This window comes from Ruegeria sp. ANG10, assembly GCF_040705255.1.
Lineage (GTDB): Bacteria > Pseudomonadota > Alphaproteobacteria > Rhodobacterales > Rhodobacteraceae > Ruegeria.
Map to the genome: position 1 here is coordinate 19,795 of NZ_JBFCVU010000013.1, position 18,188 is coordinate 37,982.

An 18,188-nucleotide genomic window follows, 5' to 3' on the forward strand; every position below is an offset into this window, starting at 1 on the left:
CGTGTGGTTAATTTGACCCGCTGAGGAGGCACTGCAGATGGGTTTTCCCGGTACATGGATGACCGAGAGTGAGAGTATGGTGTACCGTGTTGTGCCGAAATGTGCGTGCTCGACCATCGGGCAGATCATGTACTATTCGGACCACGGTCGGTTTTTCGATGGCGATATTCACGACGCCAAGGACGGTATGCACAAATGGGCCTTTGCTGACAGCCAGGCCCGGATTTCCAGCAATATTCGCAAGCACGCCTCTTACTCCTTTACATGTGTGCGCAATCCGTACACCCGGATACTCAGCTCGTTCTTTGACAAGATTTGCGGTATTCAGCGCAATGGCAGCCGGTATCGCGGCAATCTGGTACCGACGCTGATCTACAATTACGGGATCGAAGTGGGCGGCGATGACGGTAAGGGTGAGTTTGACCAGATCGCCAGTTTTCGCCGCTTTTTGCTGTTTGCGCGGGATACGATCCGCTGGCGCCGACCGATGGACCCGGACATTCACTGGTCGGCCGTGTCAGGGCATGTCTCGACCTTCATCGTAAATGGTGGGCGTTACGACCGCATTTTCTGGACCGAGAAATTCAATGACGGAATGCAAGGGGTGCTGGAAAATCTGGACACACCTCACGCGGTCAGCCTTTCAGATATTCCACGGTTCAACGAATCCGAAGGGCATGGTCCTAAACGAGCGCATCCGGTCGAGGATTATTTCGACGATCTGTCCATGCATTTGGTCTACGAAATCTACAAACAGGATTTCGAACTGTTCCGATACGATTTTGAGAACCCGGCGAATAAGATGCCGATCGGTGAAATCGATCTGGATGAGGTTCACGCCAAACTGGGCGACTGAGCTAACGGAGCAGGTGATCCTTCAGGCCGGTTGGGTAAAGCTCTGGGCCGCCAATATCCAGAGTATCCAGACTGAACCAACCTGCCGTCCAACTCTGACCATCGTCTTCCGCGAATGAGATCGGGGTGTCGGGCAAATTCAGAAGTTCCGGGCACTGGATCTCGGCCGCAAAAATAATCTCATGCCCCTGATGGCCTTCGTGCTGGTAGAGATTCTCGATCACCAGTGGTTGTCCACTGATTTCTATCGCCACATCAAGCTCTTCCCTGAACTCACGCTTCAGCGCGTCGTGCCACGTTTCGCCGAATTCGACCGATCCACCTAAAGGACGCACGCCCTTGATACGGCCGGTGTCATCCGGAACTTCGGCAGCGAGGAGTTTACCCTCCCGCCAATGCAAGCCTATGGCTTTGACGCGGATACCGTTATGCGGGCGCCAGAATGTCATGGTTTTCACCGAGTTTTCTATGGATATCATTGAATGCAAAAGAGAAAGGCCTCGCTATTCTTGTTAGCGAGGCCTTTCAAGCTATTGTAGTTTCGGTGGTTTGGAAACTGCTTCGTCACACTTGGCGCACAGCACCTTTCGCAGCGCTTGTTGTCAGCTTGGCGTAAGCTTTGAGCGCGGTCGACACCTTGCGCTTGCGTGGCTCGGCCGGCACCCATCCCTTTTCGTCCTGCTCTTCTCGCCGCGCTGCCAGTTCTTCGTCTGACACGACCAGGTGGATGCTGCGATTGGGGATGTCGATCTCGATCTTGTCGCCCGGGCGCACCAGTCCGATCTCACCGCCCTCGGCGGCTTCTGGTGAGACGTGGCCAATCGACAAGCCCGACGTGCCGCCCGAGAACCGGCCATCGGTCAGCAGTGCGCAAGCTTTGCCCAGACCTTTGGATTTCAGGTACGAGGTCGGATACAGCATTTCCTGCATCCCCGGACCGCCGCGCGGGCCTTCATAGCGGATCACCACCACGTCGCCCGCTTCGACTTTGCCGGTCAGAATGTCGTTGACCGCCTGATCCTGGCTTTCGCAGACATAGGCCGATCCGGTGAAGGTCAGGCTGTTGGGATCAACGCCCGCGGTTTTAACGATGCAGCCGTCCCGGGCGATATTGCCGAACAGAACCGCCAGACCGCCATCCTGGCTGAAGGCATGCTCTTTCGACCGGATTACACCGCCTTCGCGGTCGATATCCAGTTCCTTGTACCGGTTCGATTGGCTGAAGGCCTGGGTGGTGCGCACGCCGCCCGGGGCGGCCTTGAACAGCTCTTGTGCTTTGGGGTTGTTCGCGACCTTGATGTCCCAATTCGCGATTGCCTCACCCATCGTGGCGGAATGCACGGTGGCGCAATCTTCGTGCAGCAGCCCCGCGCGACCAAGCTCACCCAGGATCGAGAAGATGCCCCCGGCGCGGTGAACGTCTTCCATGTGTACATTTTCAGTGTTTGGCGCCACCTTGCACAGGCAGGGGACTTTGCGGCTGAGGCGGTCCATGTCGGACATCGTGAAATGCACCTCGCCCTCATGCGCGATGGCCAGCAGGTGCAGAACCGTGTTGGTCGATCCGCCCATGGCAATGTCGAGGCTCATGGCGTTTTCAAACGCCTCAAAGGTTGCGATCTCGCGCGGCAGGAAGCCTTTTTCGTTCAGATCATAATGGCGTTTTGTGATCTCGACGATGCGACGACCGGCCTCAAGAAACAGGTCTTTTCGATCAGCATGGGTGGCCAGGGTCGAGCCATTGCCCGGCAGCGCCAGACCCAGCGCTTCGGCCAGGCAGTTCATCGAGTTGGCAGTGAACATACCCGAGCAGGACCCGCAGGTGGGGCAGGCATTTTCTTCGATATGCTGCACCTGTTCGTCGGTGTATTTGTCATCAGCGGCGGCAACCATCGCGTCGACGAGGTCGATCTTCTTGACGTCCAGATCGGCGATGTCGATCTTGCCCGCCTCCATCGGTCCGCCCGAGACGAAGATGGCCGGGATGTTCAGGCGCATCGCGGCCATCAGCATGCCGGGGGTGATCTTGTCACAGTTTGAGATGCAGACCATTGCATCGGCGCAATGCGCGTTGACCATGTATTCCACCGAATCCGCAATTACCTCACGCGACGGCAAAGAATACAGCATCCCGTCATGACCCATGGCGATGCCGTCATCCACCGCGATAGTGTTGAACTCTTTGGCGACACCGCCCGCTGCCTCAACCTCGCGCGCAACCATCTGACCCAAATCCTTCAGGTGCACGTGACCGGGAACGAATTGAGTGAACGAGTTGACGATGGCGATGATCGGCTTGCCGAAATCGTCATCCTGCATACCGGTGGCGCGCCAAAGGCCACGGGCACCGGCCATGTTGCGGCCATGGGTAGAGGTTCTGGATCGGTACATTGGCATGATGCTGTTTCCCTTTTGCCCCGGTTGCGATATGCGGGATGTGTGCGTTATAGCGCACGTACCACATGTGCGCTATAACGCACAAGAGGATTCGAAAGACGATCAGATGGCACCGGACGATATTACACTGAAACTACGGGATGTGCGGGCGGCCTCGGGGCTGAGCCTGTCCAAGGTTGCCGACATGACCGGGGTCAGCAAGGCCATGCTGGGCCAGATCGAGCGCGGCGAATCAAGCCCGACCATCGCGACGCTGTGGAAGATCGCCAAAGGGTTTCAACTGCCCCTTAGCGCGCTGATCGGACCGGCGGCGTTTCGGGATACGGCCACGCCTGACGTGTTTCGCACGGTGACCTTTCCCGGCAGCATCGAGGTTAAGATCGTCTTTCCCTTTGACCCCGCCCTGCGGGCCGAGACCTTTCATGTGGAACTTGCGCCGAACCAAAGCCACGAATCCGCCGCCCACGCGACTGGCGTGACCGAAGAGGTCTTTGTCCTGAACGGCGCGCTTGAGATTTTGCGTGATGGTGAGTGGGTGGCGCTTCAGGCAGGGCAGGGCCTGCGGTTTGCTGCGGACCTGCCGCATGGCTATCGCGCCGGTGATCAGGGGGCTGCGTTTTTGAACATGCACCATTATGCACAATTGGATGCGCTGGCTGCGATCGGCTGACCCTGACCCCACTTAGCAAAAGGCAAGATATGGGCGCTTTTCTGGAAACTCTGACACTGGCGGATGCGATTGGCTCACTCGGTGCTTTGGTCGTGGTAGCTGCGTATTTCGCCACTCAGATGCGGATGATGAATTCGGACGATCTGGCGTTCCCGGTGCTGAATCTCGCAGGGTCGATCCTGATCGTCTATTCACTGCTTCAGAATTTCAATCTGGCGTCGATGTTGATCGAATCTTTCTGGATTTTGATCAGTATGATCGGGATCGTTCAGTTTTTCCGTCTCAGGCGCGCGCGTTAGGCGGGCGAGACCCCATCCAGTCTTGAACCCGAATGCGTGCGCGTATAGGGAAAACTCAAGCTCGCTTAGGGGAGGCTTTGATGCAGGACGATCCGAAAACACTCGTTTCCACCGAATGGCTTGCCGCCCATATCAAGGATCCTGATTTACGGATTCTGGACGGGTCGTGGTATCTGCCGCAACAGGAACGGGATGCTAAGGCGGAATATGATGCCGCCCACATTCCCGGTGCGCGGTTCTTCGATATCGATGATATTTCCGATCAGCGTTCGGACCTGCCGCATATGGCACCACCGGTCGAGAAATTCATGTCGCGCCTGCGGGCGATGGGCGTGGGGGATGGGCATCAGGTCGTGGTCTATGACGGTGCCGGACTGATGTCTGCGGCGCGGGTCTGGTGGCTGTTTCGGCTGATGGGTCAGGAAAACATTGCCGTATTGGATGGCGGCTTGCCGAAATGGCAGGCCGAGGGCCGTGAAATCGAAGACCTGCCGCCGATCATTCGGGATCGCCACATGACCGTTCGTGTGCAGAACCATCTGGTACGGGATGTGACGCAGGTGTCGGCCGCTGCCAAACTGGCCGATCATGAGATTATCGATGCCCGGTCCGCCACCCGTTTTGCCGGAACTGCGGCTGAGCCGCGCGAGGGCCTGCGGTCGGGCCATATTCCGGGGTCGCGCAACGTGCCCTTTGACCTGCTGTTGAACAAGAACGGCACGATGAAATCGCCTGATGATTGCCGCGCTGTGTTCGAATCTGCAGGCGTGGACCTGTCCAAACCTGCGATCACATCCTGCGGGTCGGGCGTGACCGCCGCCATCCTCAGCTTGGCGTTGGAACGCTTAGGCAAGAAAGACCACTCGCTTTATGACGGCTCCTGGGCTGAATGGGGTGCCTTCCCGACCCTGCCCGTCGCAACCGGAGAGAACTGATGTTCGAGAACCTCAAACCGCAGCCTGCCGACAAAATTCTGGCATTGGTGCAGATGTACCGCGAAGACCCGCGTGATCAAAAGATCGATTTGGGCGTCGGCGTCTACAAGAATGCCGAAGGTGTGACCCCGGTAATGCGCGCGGTGAAGGCCGCCGAAAAGCGCATTCTGGAGGAGCAGGAAAGCAAAGCCTATACCGGTCTGGCCGGTGATCCGGCCTATGCGGATGCGATGATTGGTTTGATTCTGGGCACGTCCGTGCCGCGCGGTAACATTGCTGCCGTGGCCACTCCGGGTGGAACCGGTGCCTGTCGTCAGGCGTTCGAATTGATCCGCATGGCCAACCCATCGGCGCGCGTTTTCGTGTCGAACCCGACCTGGCCGAACCACCTGTCGATTCTGAACTATCTTGGGATGGAGATGGTCCCCTACCGCTATTTCGATGGTGAAACACGCGGTGTCGATTTCGACGGCATGATCGAAGACCTGAAGGCCGCCAAGGCGGGCGACGTCGTGCTGCTGCACGGCTGCTGCCACAACCCGACCGGTGCCAACCTGAACATGGTGCAGTGGCAAGAGGTCGTGAACCTGATCAACGAACGTGGTCTGGTTGCGATGATCGACATTGCCTATCAGGGCTTTGGCGACGGCCTTGAGGCGGACGCGCAGGCGGCCCGACTTGTGGCCTCGTCGGTCAAACGCTGCCTGATCGCGGCGTCTTGTTCGAAAAACTTCGGCATCTACCGCGAGCGTACCGGCCTGTTGATGGCGATCAGTGACGATGCGGCGCAGACAGCTTTGAATCAGGCCACGCTGGCGTTTCTGAACCGCCAGAATTATTCCTTCCCGCCCGACCATGGCGCGCGCGTGGTGACCACCATTCTGAATGACGACGCCTTGCGGGCCGACTGGGCCACCGAGCTGGAAGAGGTCCGCCTGTCCATGCTGGGCCTGCGTCAGCAGCTGTCGGATGAATTGCAACGACTCAGCGGCTCGGACCGCTTTGGTTTCATTGCCCAGCACCGCGGCATGTTCTCGCGCCTCGGTGCGGCTCCGGAACTGGTCGAGAAACTGCGCGACGTTCACGGTATCTACATGGTCGGCGACAGCCGCCTGAACATCGCCGGTCTAAACGCGACCACCGTGCCAATTCTGGCCAAGGCGATTGTCGACGTCGGGGTTTGAAATCCGCTAGCTTTAGTCAAAGAAAACCCGGGCGCGAACGCCCGGGTTTTTTGTTTCGCGAGCGTTTAACTCTTAGCCTTTAGAGAACTCGGGATACGCTTCCATACCCAGTTCTGCCATGTCGAGACCGTTGATCTCGTCCTCTTCGTTGACGCGAATGCCGACGGTGGCTTTCAGGATCATCCACAGGACCAGAGCTCCGACAAAAGTGAACACACCGTAGGCAATGATACCGGTCAATTGCGTGATCAGGTTTGCTTCGCCGTAGAAGATGACGGCGATAGTGCCCCAGATACCTGCGAATAGGTGAACCGGGATTGCGCCGACCACGTCGTCGATTTTGAACTTGTCCAGCATCGGAACCGCAAAGACCACGATGATACCGCCCACAGCACCGATCCAAAGTGCGCCGAACAGGGTCGGGGCCAAAGGTTCGGCGGTGATCGACACCAGACCGGCCAGTGCGCCGTTCAGCACCATGGTCAGGTCTGGCTTTTTATACAGAAGCTGGGTCATGATCAGCGCTGCGACGGCACCCGAAGCGGCAGCCATGTTGGTGTTGGCAAAGATGCGCGACACGTCCGAGACATCCCCCACGGTGCCCATCGCCAGCTGCGATCCGCCGTTGAAGCCGAACCAGCCCAGCCACAGGATGAATGTCCCCAAGGTCGCCAGCGCCAGGTTGGAGCCTGGGATCGGGATGACTTTGCCGTCTTTGCTGTACTTGCCGATGCGCGGGCCAAGGATGATGGCACCAGCCAGTGCTGCCCAGCCACCGACCGAATGCACCACGGTCGACCCGGCGAAGTCCGAGAATCCGGCTTCGGACAGCCAACCACCGCCCCACTGCCACGACCCGGTGATCGGGTACATGATGCCGGTCAGCACGACGACAAAGGCCAGGAAGGGCCACAGCTTGATGCGTTCCGCCACAGCGCCCGAGACGATCGATGCAGTCGCGGCCACAAAGACCAGCTGGAAGAAGAAATCTGAACCGACCGAGGCATAGTCCAGCGCGGCCGCATCGGCACCCACGCCGACGGGATCAAGCTTGGTGGTCGAAAAGAACGGACCCAACCAACCGGTGATGGACCAGCCATCGCCCGGATACATCAGGTTGAAGCCGATCAGCCAATACATGATCGCGGCGATGGAAAACAGCGCCACGTTCTTTATCATCTGCATCGCCACGTTCTTGGAACGCACCAGGCCACCTTCCAGCATGGCAAAACCGGCAGCCATGAAAAACACCAGAAAGCCGCCCATCAGGAACAACAGAGTAGTGAAGATATACTGGGTGTGCAGCGCGGCCTCGCCTTCGGCAGCTGCCTCTTGCGCCAGACCCATCTGCGGCAACGCGATGATCGCGGCGGCAGGGATGAGAGATTTCATCAGGTTCATAGTCAGTCCTCGAATATTTTGGGATAGAGAGCGCTTACAGCGCCTCTTCGTTCATTTCCCCGGTCCGCACGCGCAGGGCCTGCTCGACATCGAGGACGAAAATCTTGCCGTCACCGATCTTGCCGGTTCGGGCGGTTTTGGTGATGGTTTCGACGATCTGGTCGGCCATCGTGGCAGGCACCACGATCTCCAGCTTGATTTTTGGTACGAAGTTCACGGCGTATTCGGCCCCGCGATAGATTTCCGTGTGGCCGGACTGAGAGCCAAAGCCCTTGATCTCGGTCACCATCATGCCTTGCAGGCCTGCGTCGGTCAGTGCCTCGCGCACCTCTTCAAGCTTGAACGGCTTGATTGTCGCAATAATCAGTTTCACGCTATTCCCCTCTGCTTCCCCGGTGGGTCCGGCTTGTTTGCACCTGCAGAAAAAGAGCGCGACTGATCGCGGGAAGGAACGGTTTAGGGGGGACGACGCAGGGGGAATGCGCGCCAAAGTGCGCAATTTTTGCACAAAATTTGGCAAATGCGTAAAAAATAGGCAACTTAAAGAGGGCGATTGCCGGAAATTCAGACCTCTACTTCGTCGGCGTGGCAGGGTATTGTGCCTCAAAACGATAACCGGGCAGAGTTTGAGCATGACTGAGTCCAGGCGCCGAAAGGCTCCGCTTGTTGCGGACAAAAGATACCCGTCGAAAGGGCGCAAGCCGGCGGCGACCAAGCGTACCGCGAAACCCGCGGGCAAGAAGGCGGTCGCGCGCAAAACGACGACTCGCAGGACCACGCGAAAGAAAACGCGCCGGAAATCCGGTGGCGGTGGTGGGGGTATTTTCCGCCGTTTCTTCCGTTGGGTCTGGCGGCTGATCTGGGGTGTGACCTGGCGCGTCGGTGCGGTGGCTGCGATGCTGTTGGCGCTGGCTGTCGGGGTTGTCTACACCACGCTGCCCGACGTGAATGAGTTGCTGGATGGCCGCGCGCGGGGGTCGGTCACACTGCTGGATCGCGATGGCAAGGTCTTTGCCTGGCGCGGGGATCAGTTCGGCGGGGTGATCACGGCGGGCACTGTTTCACCTCACCTAAAGAACGCTGTCGTCGCCACCGAGGATAAGCGGTTCTATCGTCATTTTGGCGTCAGCCCCCGGGGTGTGGCCAGCGCCGTGCGCATCAACCTGAGTGAGGGGCGTGGACCATTGTCAGGTCACGGCGGATCAACCATCACGCAGCAAACCGCCAAGCTGCTGTGCTTGGGTGTGCCGTACGTGCCCAGCGAATGGGACTCTGAGGCCGCCTATGAATCCGATTGCCGTCAGGGGTCGCTTTGGCGCAAGGGCAAGGAGGCGGTCTATGCGATCGCGATGGAGGTCAAATATTCCAAGGATGAGATTCTGACCATCTATCTCAACCGCGCGTTCCTTGGTGCCGGTGCCCGCGGGTTCGAGGCTGCAAGCCAGCGCTATTTCGGTATTTCCGCGGCCGAGGTAAACCCGGCACAGGCGGCGATGCTGGCCGGTCTGCTGGTGGCCCCCACGCGCTATGCGCCCACGAATAACCTGCAACGCTCGCAGGACCGGGCGCGGCTGGTGCTGGGGCTGATGGAGGCGCAAGATTACCTGACCACCGCCCAAGCCACTCAGGCGCGTAACAACCCGGCGCAATTGTCTGAAGCCGCAGCGGCACGAGCAGGCGGGTATTTTGCCGATTGGGTCATCACCGAACTGCCCAGCTATTTTGGTGCTGACACCACGGATGATGTGGTGATCAAGACCACGCTGGACCAGCGTTTGCAGAAATCGGCGGAAGAAGCGCTGAAATACATCTTTCAGGAAAAGGTTCGCGAAGGGTCCAAAGCACAGGCCGCGATTGTGGTGATGTCTGCGGATGGCGCTGTACGCGCCATGGTCGGCGGGCGCCAAACGCGGGTCTCCGGTGCGTTCAACCGCGCTACGCAGGCGCTGCGCCAGACCGGGTCATCCTTCAAGCCGTTTGTCTATGCCACTGCTTTGGAGCTGGGCTATTCACCGCTGGATACGGTTATGGACGAGCCCTATTGCGTCAACATTCCGGGGTCCGGTCAGTGGTGTCCCAAGAACTATACCCACAAGTTCTACGGTCGGGTGACGCTGGCGGATGCGTTGAAGAATTCGCTGAACATCCCGGCAGTGAAAGTGGCCGAGATTGCGGGCTTGGACAATGTGCGCACGGTCGCCAGCGAATTCGGTATTGAAAGCGATCTGGCGCAGGGTCCGGCGCTGGCGCTGGGCGCATCGGAAAGCACGCTGATCGAAATGACCGGTGCCTATGCCGGTATACTGAATGGCGGCTCTGCTGTGGAACCTTACGGCCTTTCAGAGCTGAAGCTGCTGGAAGATGATACGCCGGTGATGGTGACCAGCTCGGGCATTGGTGAGCGGGTGATTAATGACAAAGCCGCCAAGCAGCTGACCTGGATGATGCAGCGTGTGGTGTCCGAAGGCACCGGCGCACGGGCGCAGCTGCCGGGCTGGCAGGTGGCCGGAAAAACCGGCACGACGCAGGCTGCGCGGGATGCGTGGTTTATCGGGTTCACGGCGGATTATGTGGCCGGTGTCTGGATGGGCTATGACGACAATACGCCCCTGTCCGGTGTGACCGGGGGTGGCCTGCCTGCAGAGATCTGGAAAGAAACCATGCTGCGCGTGACCGAAGGTATGACGCCCACTCCGCTGCCCATGTTGGCCCCTGACCCTCCGGTACGGACGGCGCAGCCACAACGGCAACGACGTCAGGGGCGTGGCTTTGAAGATGCGATCAACAACCTGTTCAAAAACATCTTCGGCAACTGAGGTGCCGACAAAAAAAAGGCGGTGCACCGGGCACCGCCTTTCTGTTTTAACTAAGTCTCTGATTATAGGCTGCTGTCCAGCGCCGCCAGAATCGCGTCACCCATTTCGGTGGTCGAGACCGGTTGAACGCCCTCATCAGCCAGCAGGTCACCAGTACGGACACCGTCAGCCAGAACCTTCTCGATCGCGGCCTCCAGTCGATCCGCCTCGGCCCCCTGATCAAAGCTATAGCGCAGCGCCATGGCAAAGCTGAGGATACAGGCGATCGGGTTGGCTTTGCCCTGACCCGTGATATCGGGGGCCGAGCCGTGGACCGGTTCGTACATCGCCTTGGGGCGGCCATTGGCCATCGGTGCCCCCAAGGACGCCGACGGGAGCATGCCCAGCGAACCGGTCAGCATTGCTGCGCAATCCGACAGGATGTCGCCGAACAGGTTGTCGGTCAGAATCACGTCAAACTGTTTGGGTGCGCGCACCAGCTGCATCGCGCCGTTGTCTGCGTACATGTGCGACAGCTCGACCTCGGGGTATTCCTTGGCCACACGGTCCACGACCTCGCGCCACAGGATGCCCGATTCCATCACGTTGGCCTTCTCCATCGAGCAGACCTTTTTGTTCCGGCGCATCGCCAGCTCAAAGGCCGAACGTGCGGCGCGTTCGATCTCGGATTCGGTATAGCGCTGGGTGTTGATGCCGACACGTTCGTTGCCTTCCTCGAAGATACCGCGCGGCTCGCCGAAATAGACGCCCGAGGTCAGTTCGCGCACGATCATGATATCCAGACCGGCGACGATGTCCTTTTTCAGCGACGAGAAATCGGCCAGCGCGTCAAAGCACTGCGCCGGGCGCAGGTTGGAATACAGGTCCATTTCCTTGCGCAGACGCAGCAACCCGCGTTCGGGTTTCAGGCTGAAATCCAGATCGTCGTATTTCGGGCCGCCCACGGCCCCCAGCAGAACGGCGTCGACCTCTTGTGCCTTGGCCATGGTCTCGTCCGACAGGGGCTTGCCGTGGGCGTCATAGGCCGCACCGCCCACCAGGTCCTCGCTCACGTCAAAGTGAAGGCCGCGCTTTTCGCCGAACCAGCCGATGATTCTGCGCACTTCGGCCATGACTTCGGGGCCAATTCCGTCTCCGGGCAGGATGAGGAGCGAGGGGTTGGACATGAAGGATCTCCTTGCGTTTCGTCGCAAAGGCCCTAGCGTCTGCGCCGCATCGGGTCAATGAGACGATCCGGCCAAATCACGAGGAAAACACATGTTGATACCGGGAAACCCCGTTCCTGAGCTGAAAATTGAAACCGTGAGCCATGGACGTTTCGATCTGGATGCCGACAAGGGTGAAAACGGCACGCTGGTGATTCAGTATCGCGGCCTGCACTGCCCGATCTGCATCAAGCAGATGGCCGAGGTCGAAGCGGCTCTGGATGAGTTTGCCGAATTGGGGATCGAAGTGATCATGATCACCACGGACACGGCCGAGCGTGTAGCGGAAACGGTCGAGAAGGCCGGTGTTTCGCGGCTGCGTGTTGGGCACAGCCTTCCGCTGGCCGCGGCGCGGGATGATTGGGGGCTGAACATCTCAACCGCGCGTGAAGGCAGTGCGGAACCTGACCTGTTCGCCGAGCCCGGTCATTTCTTTATCGCACCGAACCGTATGCTTTATTATGCGTGGCAACAGACCACGCCGTTTGCCCGGCCTGCCATGTCCGACATTGTTGGCGGTCTGAAATTCACTCTGGGCAACAACTACCCGCCGCGCGGCACCTATACCGGCGCGCTTTAAAGGCTGGCCTTCAACCCGTCGGCCAGCAAATCCCAGACCCTGCGAATGCGCGGGGTCTGTCGCATGGCCTGCGGAGCAGCCAGCCAGATTGGAAGTGACAGAACATCAAGGTCGGGCAGCACGATCTCGACATCCGGGTCGGCCATTGCCACCTGAACCTGTGTAAAGCCGATGCCACAGCCTGCGCGGACCAGTTGCCAATAGGCGCTTTGCAGATCACACCTAGTGGCAAAGCTGTCCCTGCTGGCGGGCCAGCCACGCTCGCGCATCTTGGTGATCATCAACTCGTTGGCGTCAAAGCCAACCAGATCGTAGTTGAACAGTTCTTCTGGCTGCTGTGGCCGTCCAGCGCGATCCAGATAAGTCCGGGCGGCACAGAAACAAAGTTGCAAATCCCCAAGATGGCGCGAGATGAGATCCAATTGCTCGGGCCTATAGGCGCGTACGGCAATGTCGGCTTCGCGATACAGCAGGTTCTCGATGGTATCCGTTGCGACCAACTCCAACTGAATGGCTGGCTCCTGGGCCCGTATCTGTGCCAGAATCGGCGGCAACAAGTGATGCGATGCAAAAACCGAGGCGGTGATGCGCACCGTCCCTTCCAGTTGCTGCGCCTGACCCGCTGCCGCCAGACTGAATGACGTCATCGCTGAATGCATCTTTTGCGCCATCGGCAGCAGTTGGGTGCCGACATCGCTGAGCTTCAGGCCGCGCGCATGCCGGTCGAACAGGGACACGCCTAGCTCATCCTCAAGCGCGTGGATCTGGCGGCCCAGCGTGGGTTGGCTGCGGTCCAATTGCCGCGCTGCTGCCGATAGCGAGCCGGTCTGAGCCACGGCCAGAAAGCTTTGGATCAAAGACCAGTCGGCATGAGTAAGAGATTTATCCATTCAGAAATGAATACACGTTCCGAGCCTGGCGGCAATTACAGAAGTGAAATGAATGGATCAGTGCGAAAGCTGCTTGGGCGCAGCAATGTCGACCCAGACCAACCGGTGTCTGCTGGCCTGTTCAGCAGCGACGCGCAGAGGCGTGCCCGGTTTGGGCCAGAACACCCCCGCTGCGGTAACTTGCAGGTCGGCCGAGGGCAGCACGTAATCCACCCGCATTTCGCCCACCGCCTTCCAGACCACGGTGGTCTGGGACTCCAATGGTTGATCTGCGTGTGGGTCCTGCAAGCGCGGATCAGCCAACAATGCCCGCATCGTCTCGGTCCGACCGTCGCCGCGTGTCGGGTCCAGGTTGGCATCTCCGGCGATCACGAAGGGGCCTTGGGGCCTATGCCCCAATTTTCCGTCCAGAACTGCGGACCAAAGCCGGATTTCGTCGCGGTTGCGCAACCCGTTGCGGTCCTCGGTGCCGTCAAACACAGGTGGGGCGGCGTGAAAGGTCATCAGATCCAGCGCACCGATGGGTGTGTCCACTGGTACGATCCAATGGGCCACGGCAGACAGGCGCTGAATGCGCTGGGCCTGTTCCGATGGAAAGGGGCCGTCTTCCGTCACCGGCAGTAGCGCGCCCGGCAGGTCGCGCCACAGCAGATTCGTAAACTCCTGCACATTGTCGGTGCGGATAGGGTGCCGTGACAGCACCGCAAGCCCACCCTGACCGCTGAAACGACCCCAGCCCTGCGCGTCTGCCGGGCCATGGGTGCGCCCGTCTCCGTTCAGATCCAAAGCGGTCTCAAGGCCCGCGTTGGGCTGGGCGGCGAAGTGATGGGGATAGTCTAGCCCCGCGGCCCGCAGCAGGTCGATCAAAGCAGTCAAAGCCAGTCCATCCATATCCCAGTCGATGCTTTGCAGGCTTACAATGTCAGGCCGGGCTGCGACCAGTACGTCGACCACCGCCTGTACCTGCGGGTCGCCGCGCTGGATATCGCGCAGCAACAGACCCGGCCCGTCGCGGTTCAGCTCGGTGTTGAAGGTGGCAATGCGCAGCGTTTCTGCCTGTGCCATTACCGGCAACAGCAACAGAAGAAGAATGCGGATCATGCGGTCTGTGTGGACTCGGTTGTGGAATAGGCGCGGCGCTTTTCAACGATCAGGTTGGCGATGCGCAATGTCGCCATGCCGCGCATGATCATTGAGGCGGGCAAAAAGGCCCAGGCGCTCATGGTCCAGATCATGGTCTGAGGATTGCTCAGCGAGATCGGGTTGGCATAGTCGGTCAGCAATTTGATCAGCGCTGGAATCAGGAATGGCAGCAGCACCCCGATCGAGATATTCAGGCGCCCGTCCCGTTGCAGGCGGGTGACGACGTCGCCGCCCTTGGTCGGGTCAAACAGCGGCAGGTTGGTCCAGACGTTGAACGCACCGTTGCCGGTAGGCCAGCCGCGCATCTTCACCGCATAGGCAAAGCTGGCAATGGTCACCAACGCGGCAACATAAGCAACACTGGCCGAGATACGCACCAATTCGATCAGCGGCGCGTTGGCATCGGCGGGCAGCACCAGCACAACCAGCCGAACCGGCGAATACGGGAAATCGACAACATTGGCGATGCCCAGCCCCAACGCATAGAAAAGCCCGGTCAGATCGCTGGGCGCATAGGCGTCTTTGCAGATCAGCGTCAGGAAAGTGATCATCGACATCAACCCGACAAAACGCAGGCGGTTCACAGGTGGTGCGTCGCGGAATTCGATAAAGCTGGGAAAGGCCGAGTTATATTCAGCAAACGTCAGAAAGAATGCGAGAATGGCGAGAAAGACGACAATCTCGGTGCCATTCGTTGACGATACGGGCAGGTACAACGCGGGGGTTAGCACCATCAGTGCAACCATTATTCCCCGAATTGCCGCCCCAGTTGTGCGCGCAATCACTATCCGAACCCTTTCCAAACCGGAGTAGCCGATTCTTTGCCGGCTTACGTTCCAACTTGTGCCCGCCGCGTAATTTTTTGACGGATGCCTCTGTCTCGCCAACTTTGACGATAAGCGACATTTCGCTCAAGCCAGGGTGCAGAAAACACGTAATTTCGGGCAAAAAGATGGCGCAACTGGTGCGGGATTGCATCATTTTCGACGCAAATCCGACGTGTATCTCAAATTGATACCTATATCTTGTGGTTTTTAAACTTTTGACCCCAAGAATGCGAATGGAGTCGCCGAAGCGACCCCATTAGGTTGAGTATCCACAGATTCATCCACAGAATCACACCCAGGGGCGGGCCTGGCCTGCGTGATCCTCGAATTTGTCGATGTGATGGTCTTTTTCCATCGTCAGGCCAATATCGTCCAAACCGTTCAGCAGGCAATGTTTGCGGTGCGGGTCGACTTCAAACTCGATCACGATGCCATCCGAGGTTGTGATCTGCTGGTTTTCCAGATGCACGGTCATGCGGGCGTTCTGACCCTTGTGGGCGTCTTCCATCAGCAGCGCGTGATGTTCTTCTTCGACCACAATCGGCAAAATGCCGTTCTTGAAGCAGTTGTTATAGAAGATGTCGGCAAAGCTGGTCGAGATCACCACCCTGATGCCGAAATCCTTGATTGCCCAGGGTGCGTGTTCGCGCGACGAGCCGCAGCCGAAATTGTCGCCAGCCACCAGAATCTCGGTTTCGCGATAGGCGGGTTGGTTCAGGACGAACTCTTCGTTCTCCTGCCCGTCATCGTGATAGCGCATCTCGTCAAACAGCACGACGCCAAGGCCGGACCGTTTGATGGTTTTCAGATGCACTTTCGGAATGATCATATCGGTGTCGATATTGATCAGTGGCATTGGGGCAGCCACCCCGTGGACTTTGTCAAACTTTTCCATGTTCACACTCCTGCGGGAGAAGGCTGCGCCCGTGCCCCGCGTTTAAGCCTGTTTCGCTTCTTTTGTTTCGTCTTTGGGTGCGTTCTTGATGAAGAGCGCCATGAAGACCAATCCGAACCCGTTGAACAGCATTTCGATGCCCAGGAAGATCCCCAGAATGCTCAGCAGAGCCTGGGGTTCCTTGCCCACATAAGTCCAGATGATAGCGGCGAGGACGATCGACAAGATGCCCGAGATCATCGTGGGCCAGAAAAACTGCGTTCCTTTCATCTGGAACGACAGAATGACCCGCGCGATGCCACCTGCCATAAACAGAACCAGCATCACCGTCGCCAAGGTCAGGGTGCCCTGCAGCGGGTGATCCAGAAAGGACCAGCCCAGAAACAGCATTACCACACCCATGATGAGAGACAGGATCTTGTTACCAGTGCCTTCGACGGTGAACCCGCCGACAACCTGCAACGCGCCTGCAATCAGCAGCAACACCCCGGTCACCACCGTCACCGCAACCGAAGCCGCAATCGCATTGCCCAGCGCAAAGACGCCAAATGCTATCGACAGCAGCCCCAGCAGGAACCATTTGATCCAGTCACTCATGTGTTCAATCCCTCAAATATCTAGATATGAGGGGACCTTACATCAATTCACGGACGTCTGTCAGCCGTCCCGTGATTGCCGCTGCGGCAGCCATTGCCGGGCTCAGCAGGTGCGTGCGTCCGCCCCGGCCCTGACGGCCTTCAAAATTGCGGTTTGAGGTCGCGGCACAGCGCTCCCCCGGTGCCAGCTGATCCGGGTTCATCGCCAGACACATCGAACACCCGGCCAGACGCCATTCAAAGCCGGCCTCTTTAAAGATATCCGCCAGACCCTCTTCTTCAGCCTGAGCGCGCACCAGGCCCGAGCCCGGTACGATCATGGCCCGCAGACCGTCCTTGATCTTTTTGCCCTTCAGAATTTCGGCGGCGGCGCGCAGGTCTTCGATACGGCCATTGGTGCACGATCCGATAAAGACGGTGTCAATTTTCACATCGCTCAGCTTTTGGCCCGCTTCCAGGCCCATATATTCGATCGAACGACGAGCCGCCTCGACCTTGCCGCCTTCGAAATCCGAAGGATGCGGTACGGTCGCGGTGATCGGCAACACGTCTTCGGGGCTGGTGCCCCATGTGACAACCGGCGCAATATCCTCTCCGCGCAGGGTCACGACTTTGTCGAAATGCGCGCCTTCATCAGTGTAGAGCGTCTTCCACCAGTCCATCGCAGCTTCCCACTGCGCGCCTTTAGGTGCGTGCGGGCGACCTTTGACATATTCAAACGTCGTTTCGTCCGGCGCGATCAAGCCCGCCCGGGCGCCGCCTTCGATGGCCATGTTGCAGACGGTCATGCGACCTTCCATGGACAGATCACGGATCGCTTCGCCGCAATATTCGATGACATAGCCGGTGCCGCCAGCGGTGCCGGTCTCACCAATCACGGCCAGAGTAATGTCCTTGGCGGTCACGCCCGGCTGCAATTTGCCGGTGATCTCGACCTTCATGTTCTTGGATTTCTTCTGGATCAGCGTCTGCGTGGCCAGAACATGCTCGACCTCGGAGGTGCCGATGCCATGGGCCAGCGCGCCAAACGCGCCATGGGTGGCGGTGTGGCTGTCGCCGCAGACGACGGTCATGCCGGGCAGGGTCCAACCCTGTTCCGGGCCGACGATGTGCACGATGCCCTGACGCACGTCATGCACCGGGTAATAGTGAATGCCAAAATCCTTGGCGTTCTTGTCCAGCGCTTCAACCTGAATGCGCGATTCCGGGTTCTCGATCCCGTTCACCCGATCCGGTGTCGTTGGCACGTTGTGGTCCGGCACGGCGATGGTTTTTTCCGGTGCGCGCACCTTGCGGCCCGCCATGCGCAGGCCTTCGAACGCCTGCGGGCTGGTGACTTCGTGCACCAGGTGGCGGTCGATATACAGCAGGCAGGTGCCATCATCGGCTTCGTGCGCGACATGAGCATCCCAGATCTTGTCATAGAGTGTTTTGGGGGACATGGGTCCTCTCCCGTATTTAAATGAGAAATTGCTGGCGAGTGGCTGGACGCGCC

18 protein-coding genes are annotated in these 18,188 nt (G+C 58.9%); 7 read left to right on the forward strand and 11 right to left on the reverse strand.

Translation table 11 applies throughout. The features are described 5' to 3' along the window. The first annotated feature begins 37 nt into the window (after positions 1-37). Positions 38-856, forward strand: a complete 819-nt coding sequence (locus AB1A64_RS20275) for a sulfotransferase family protein (RefSeq protein WP_366553650.1) — start codon at positions 38-40, stop codon at positions 854-856. Between the two features lies 1 nt (position 857). Here AB1A64_RS20275 and AB1A64_RS20280 read toward each other — a convergent pair whose 3' ends face one another. Both AB1A64_RS20280 and ilvD read right to left on the reverse strand, forming a co-directional pair. Continuing rightward, positions 858-1,304 carry an NUDIX domain-containing protein gene (locus AB1A64_RS20280; RefSeq protein WP_366553652.1) on the reverse strand — a complete coding sequence of 149 codons (447 nt, stop codon included), beginning with the start codon at positions 1,302-1,304 and terminating at the stop codon, positions 858-860. A 115-nt stretch (positions 1,305-1,419) separates the two neighbouring features. After that, entirely contained in the window at positions 1,420-3,252 is a 1,833-nt protein-coding gene (gene ilvD / locus AB1A64_RS20285) for a dihydroxy-acid dehydratase (protein WP_366553654.1), read from the reverse strand. 106 nt (positions 3,253-3,358) lie between these two features. Between ilvD and AB1A64_RS20290 the strand changes: the two genes are divergently transcribed. The 4 genes from AB1A64_RS20290 to AB1A64_RS20305 all read left to right on the forward strand — a co-directional run bounded on the left by AB1A64_RS20290 (position 3,359) and on the right by AB1A64_RS20305 (position 6,340). Continuing rightward, entirely contained in the window at positions 3,359-3,922 is a 564-nt protein-coding gene (locus AB1A64_RS20290; RefSeq protein WP_366553857.1) for an XRE family transcriptional regulator, read from the forward strand. A 29-nt stretch (positions 3,923-3,951) separates the two neighbouring features. Next, the gene (locus AB1A64_RS20295) at positions 3,952-4,221 is read left to right on the forward strand and encodes a hypothetical protein (protein WP_366553656.1); all 270 of its coding nucleotides are present in this window, start codon (positions 3,952-3,954) and stop codon (positions 4,219-4,221) included. Between the two features lie 80 nt (positions 4,222-4,301). Beyond that, entirely contained in the window at positions 4,302-5,156 is an 855-nt protein-coding gene (gene sseA, locus AB1A64_RS20300) for a 3-mercaptopyruvate sulfurtransferase (RefSeq protein ID WP_366553658.1), read from the forward strand. Further along, complete coding sequence (locus tag AB1A64_RS20305) at positions 5,156-6,340, forward strand: amino acid aminotransferase (protein ID WP_366553660.1); 1,185 nt, start codon at positions 5,156-5,158, stop codon at positions 6,338-6,340. The genes sseA and AB1A64_RS20305 overlap by 1 nt, the downstream gene beginning before the upstream one ends. Positions 6,341-6,412: 72 nt before the next feature. Here AB1A64_RS20305 and AB1A64_RS20310 read toward each other — a convergent pair whose 3' ends face one another. Both AB1A64_RS20310 and AB1A64_RS20315 read right to left on the reverse strand, forming a co-directional pair. After that, complete coding sequence (locus AB1A64_RS20310; protein WP_366553662.1) at positions 6,413-7,741, reverse strand: ammonium transporter; 1,329 nt, start codon at positions 7,739-7,741, stop codon at positions 6,413-6,415. Between the two features lie 34 nt (positions 7,742-7,775). Next, the gene (locus AB1A64_RS20315; RefSeq protein ID WP_170351849.1) at positions 7,776-8,114 is read right to left on the reverse strand and encodes a P-II family nitrogen regulator; all 339 of its coding nucleotides are present in this window, start codon (positions 8,112-8,114) and stop codon (positions 7,776-7,778) included. A 259-nt stretch (positions 8,115-8,373) separates the two neighbouring features. Here AB1A64_RS20315 and AB1A64_RS20320 point away from each other — a divergent pair, with 259 nt between their 5' ends. Next, positions 8,374-10,557 (forward strand): PBP1A family penicillin-binding protein, encoded by a 2,184-nt coding sequence (locus tag AB1A64_RS20320; RefSeq protein ID WP_366553664.1) that lies wholly within the window; start codon positions 8,374-8,376, stop codon positions 10,555-10,557. A 62-nt stretch (positions 10,558-10,619) separates the two neighbouring features. Here the strand turns inward: AB1A64_RS20320 and leuB are convergent, their stop codons facing one another. Next, complete coding sequence (leuB, locus tag AB1A64_RS20325) at positions 10,620-11,723, reverse strand: 3-isopropylmalate dehydrogenase (protein ID WP_366553666.1); 1,104 nt, start codon at positions 11,721-11,723, stop codon at positions 10,620-10,622. 91 nt (positions 11,724-11,814) lie between these two features. Between leuB and AB1A64_RS20330 the strand changes: the two genes are divergently transcribed. Then, positions 11,815-12,342 (forward strand): redoxin domain-containing protein, encoded by a 528-nt coding sequence (locus AB1A64_RS20330; RefSeq protein ID WP_366553668.1) that lies wholly within the window; start codon positions 11,815-11,817, stop codon positions 12,340-12,342. On the opposite strand, the gene AB1A64_RS20335 is transcribed toward AB1A64_RS20330, so the two are convergent. From AB1A64_RS20335 to leuC, 6 genes are all read right to left on the reverse strand, one after another. After that, complete coding sequence (locus AB1A64_RS20335) at positions 12,339-13,232, reverse strand: LysR family transcriptional regulator (RefSeq protein ID WP_366553670.1); 894 nt, start codon at positions 13,230-13,232, stop codon at positions 12,339-12,341. The genes AB1A64_RS20330 and AB1A64_RS20335 overlap by 4 nt on opposite strands. Before the next feature lie 57 nt (positions 13,233-13,289). Beyond that, positions 13,290-14,333, reverse strand: coding sequence for an endonuclease/exonuclease/phosphatase family protein (locus AB1A64_RS20340; RefSeq protein WP_366553672.1), 1,044 nt, complete (start codon positions 14,331-14,333; stop codon positions 13,290-13,292). Beyond that, a complete protein-coding gene (locus tag AB1A64_RS20345; protein ID WP_366553674.1) occupies positions 14,330-15,160 on the reverse strand; it encodes a hypothetical protein in 831 nt (276 codons plus the stop codon). The genes AB1A64_RS20340 and AB1A64_RS20345 overlap by 4 nt, the downstream gene beginning before the upstream one ends. 331 nt (positions 15,161-15,491) lie before the next feature. Continuing rightward, positions 15,492-16,097, reverse strand: coding sequence for a 3-isopropylmalate dehydratase small subunit (gene leuD, locus AB1A64_RS20350; protein WP_366553676.1), 606 nt, complete (start codon positions 16,095-16,097; stop codon positions 15,492-15,494). A gap of 42 nt (positions 16,098-16,139) precedes the next feature. Beyond that, positions 16,140-16,694 (reverse strand): DUF308 domain-containing protein, encoded by a 555-nt coding sequence (locus AB1A64_RS20355; protein ID WP_366553678.1) that lies wholly within the window; start codon positions 16,692-16,694, stop codon positions 16,140-16,142. A gap of 37 nt (positions 16,695-16,731) precedes the next feature. After that, positions 16,732-18,135 carry a 3-isopropylmalate dehydratase large subunit gene (gene leuC / locus AB1A64_RS20360; protein WP_366553680.1) on the reverse strand — a complete coding sequence of 468 codons (1,404 nt, stop codon included), beginning with the start codon at positions 18,133-18,135 and terminating at the stop codon, positions 16,732-16,734. Positions 18,136-18,188 lie beyond the last annotated feature (53 nt).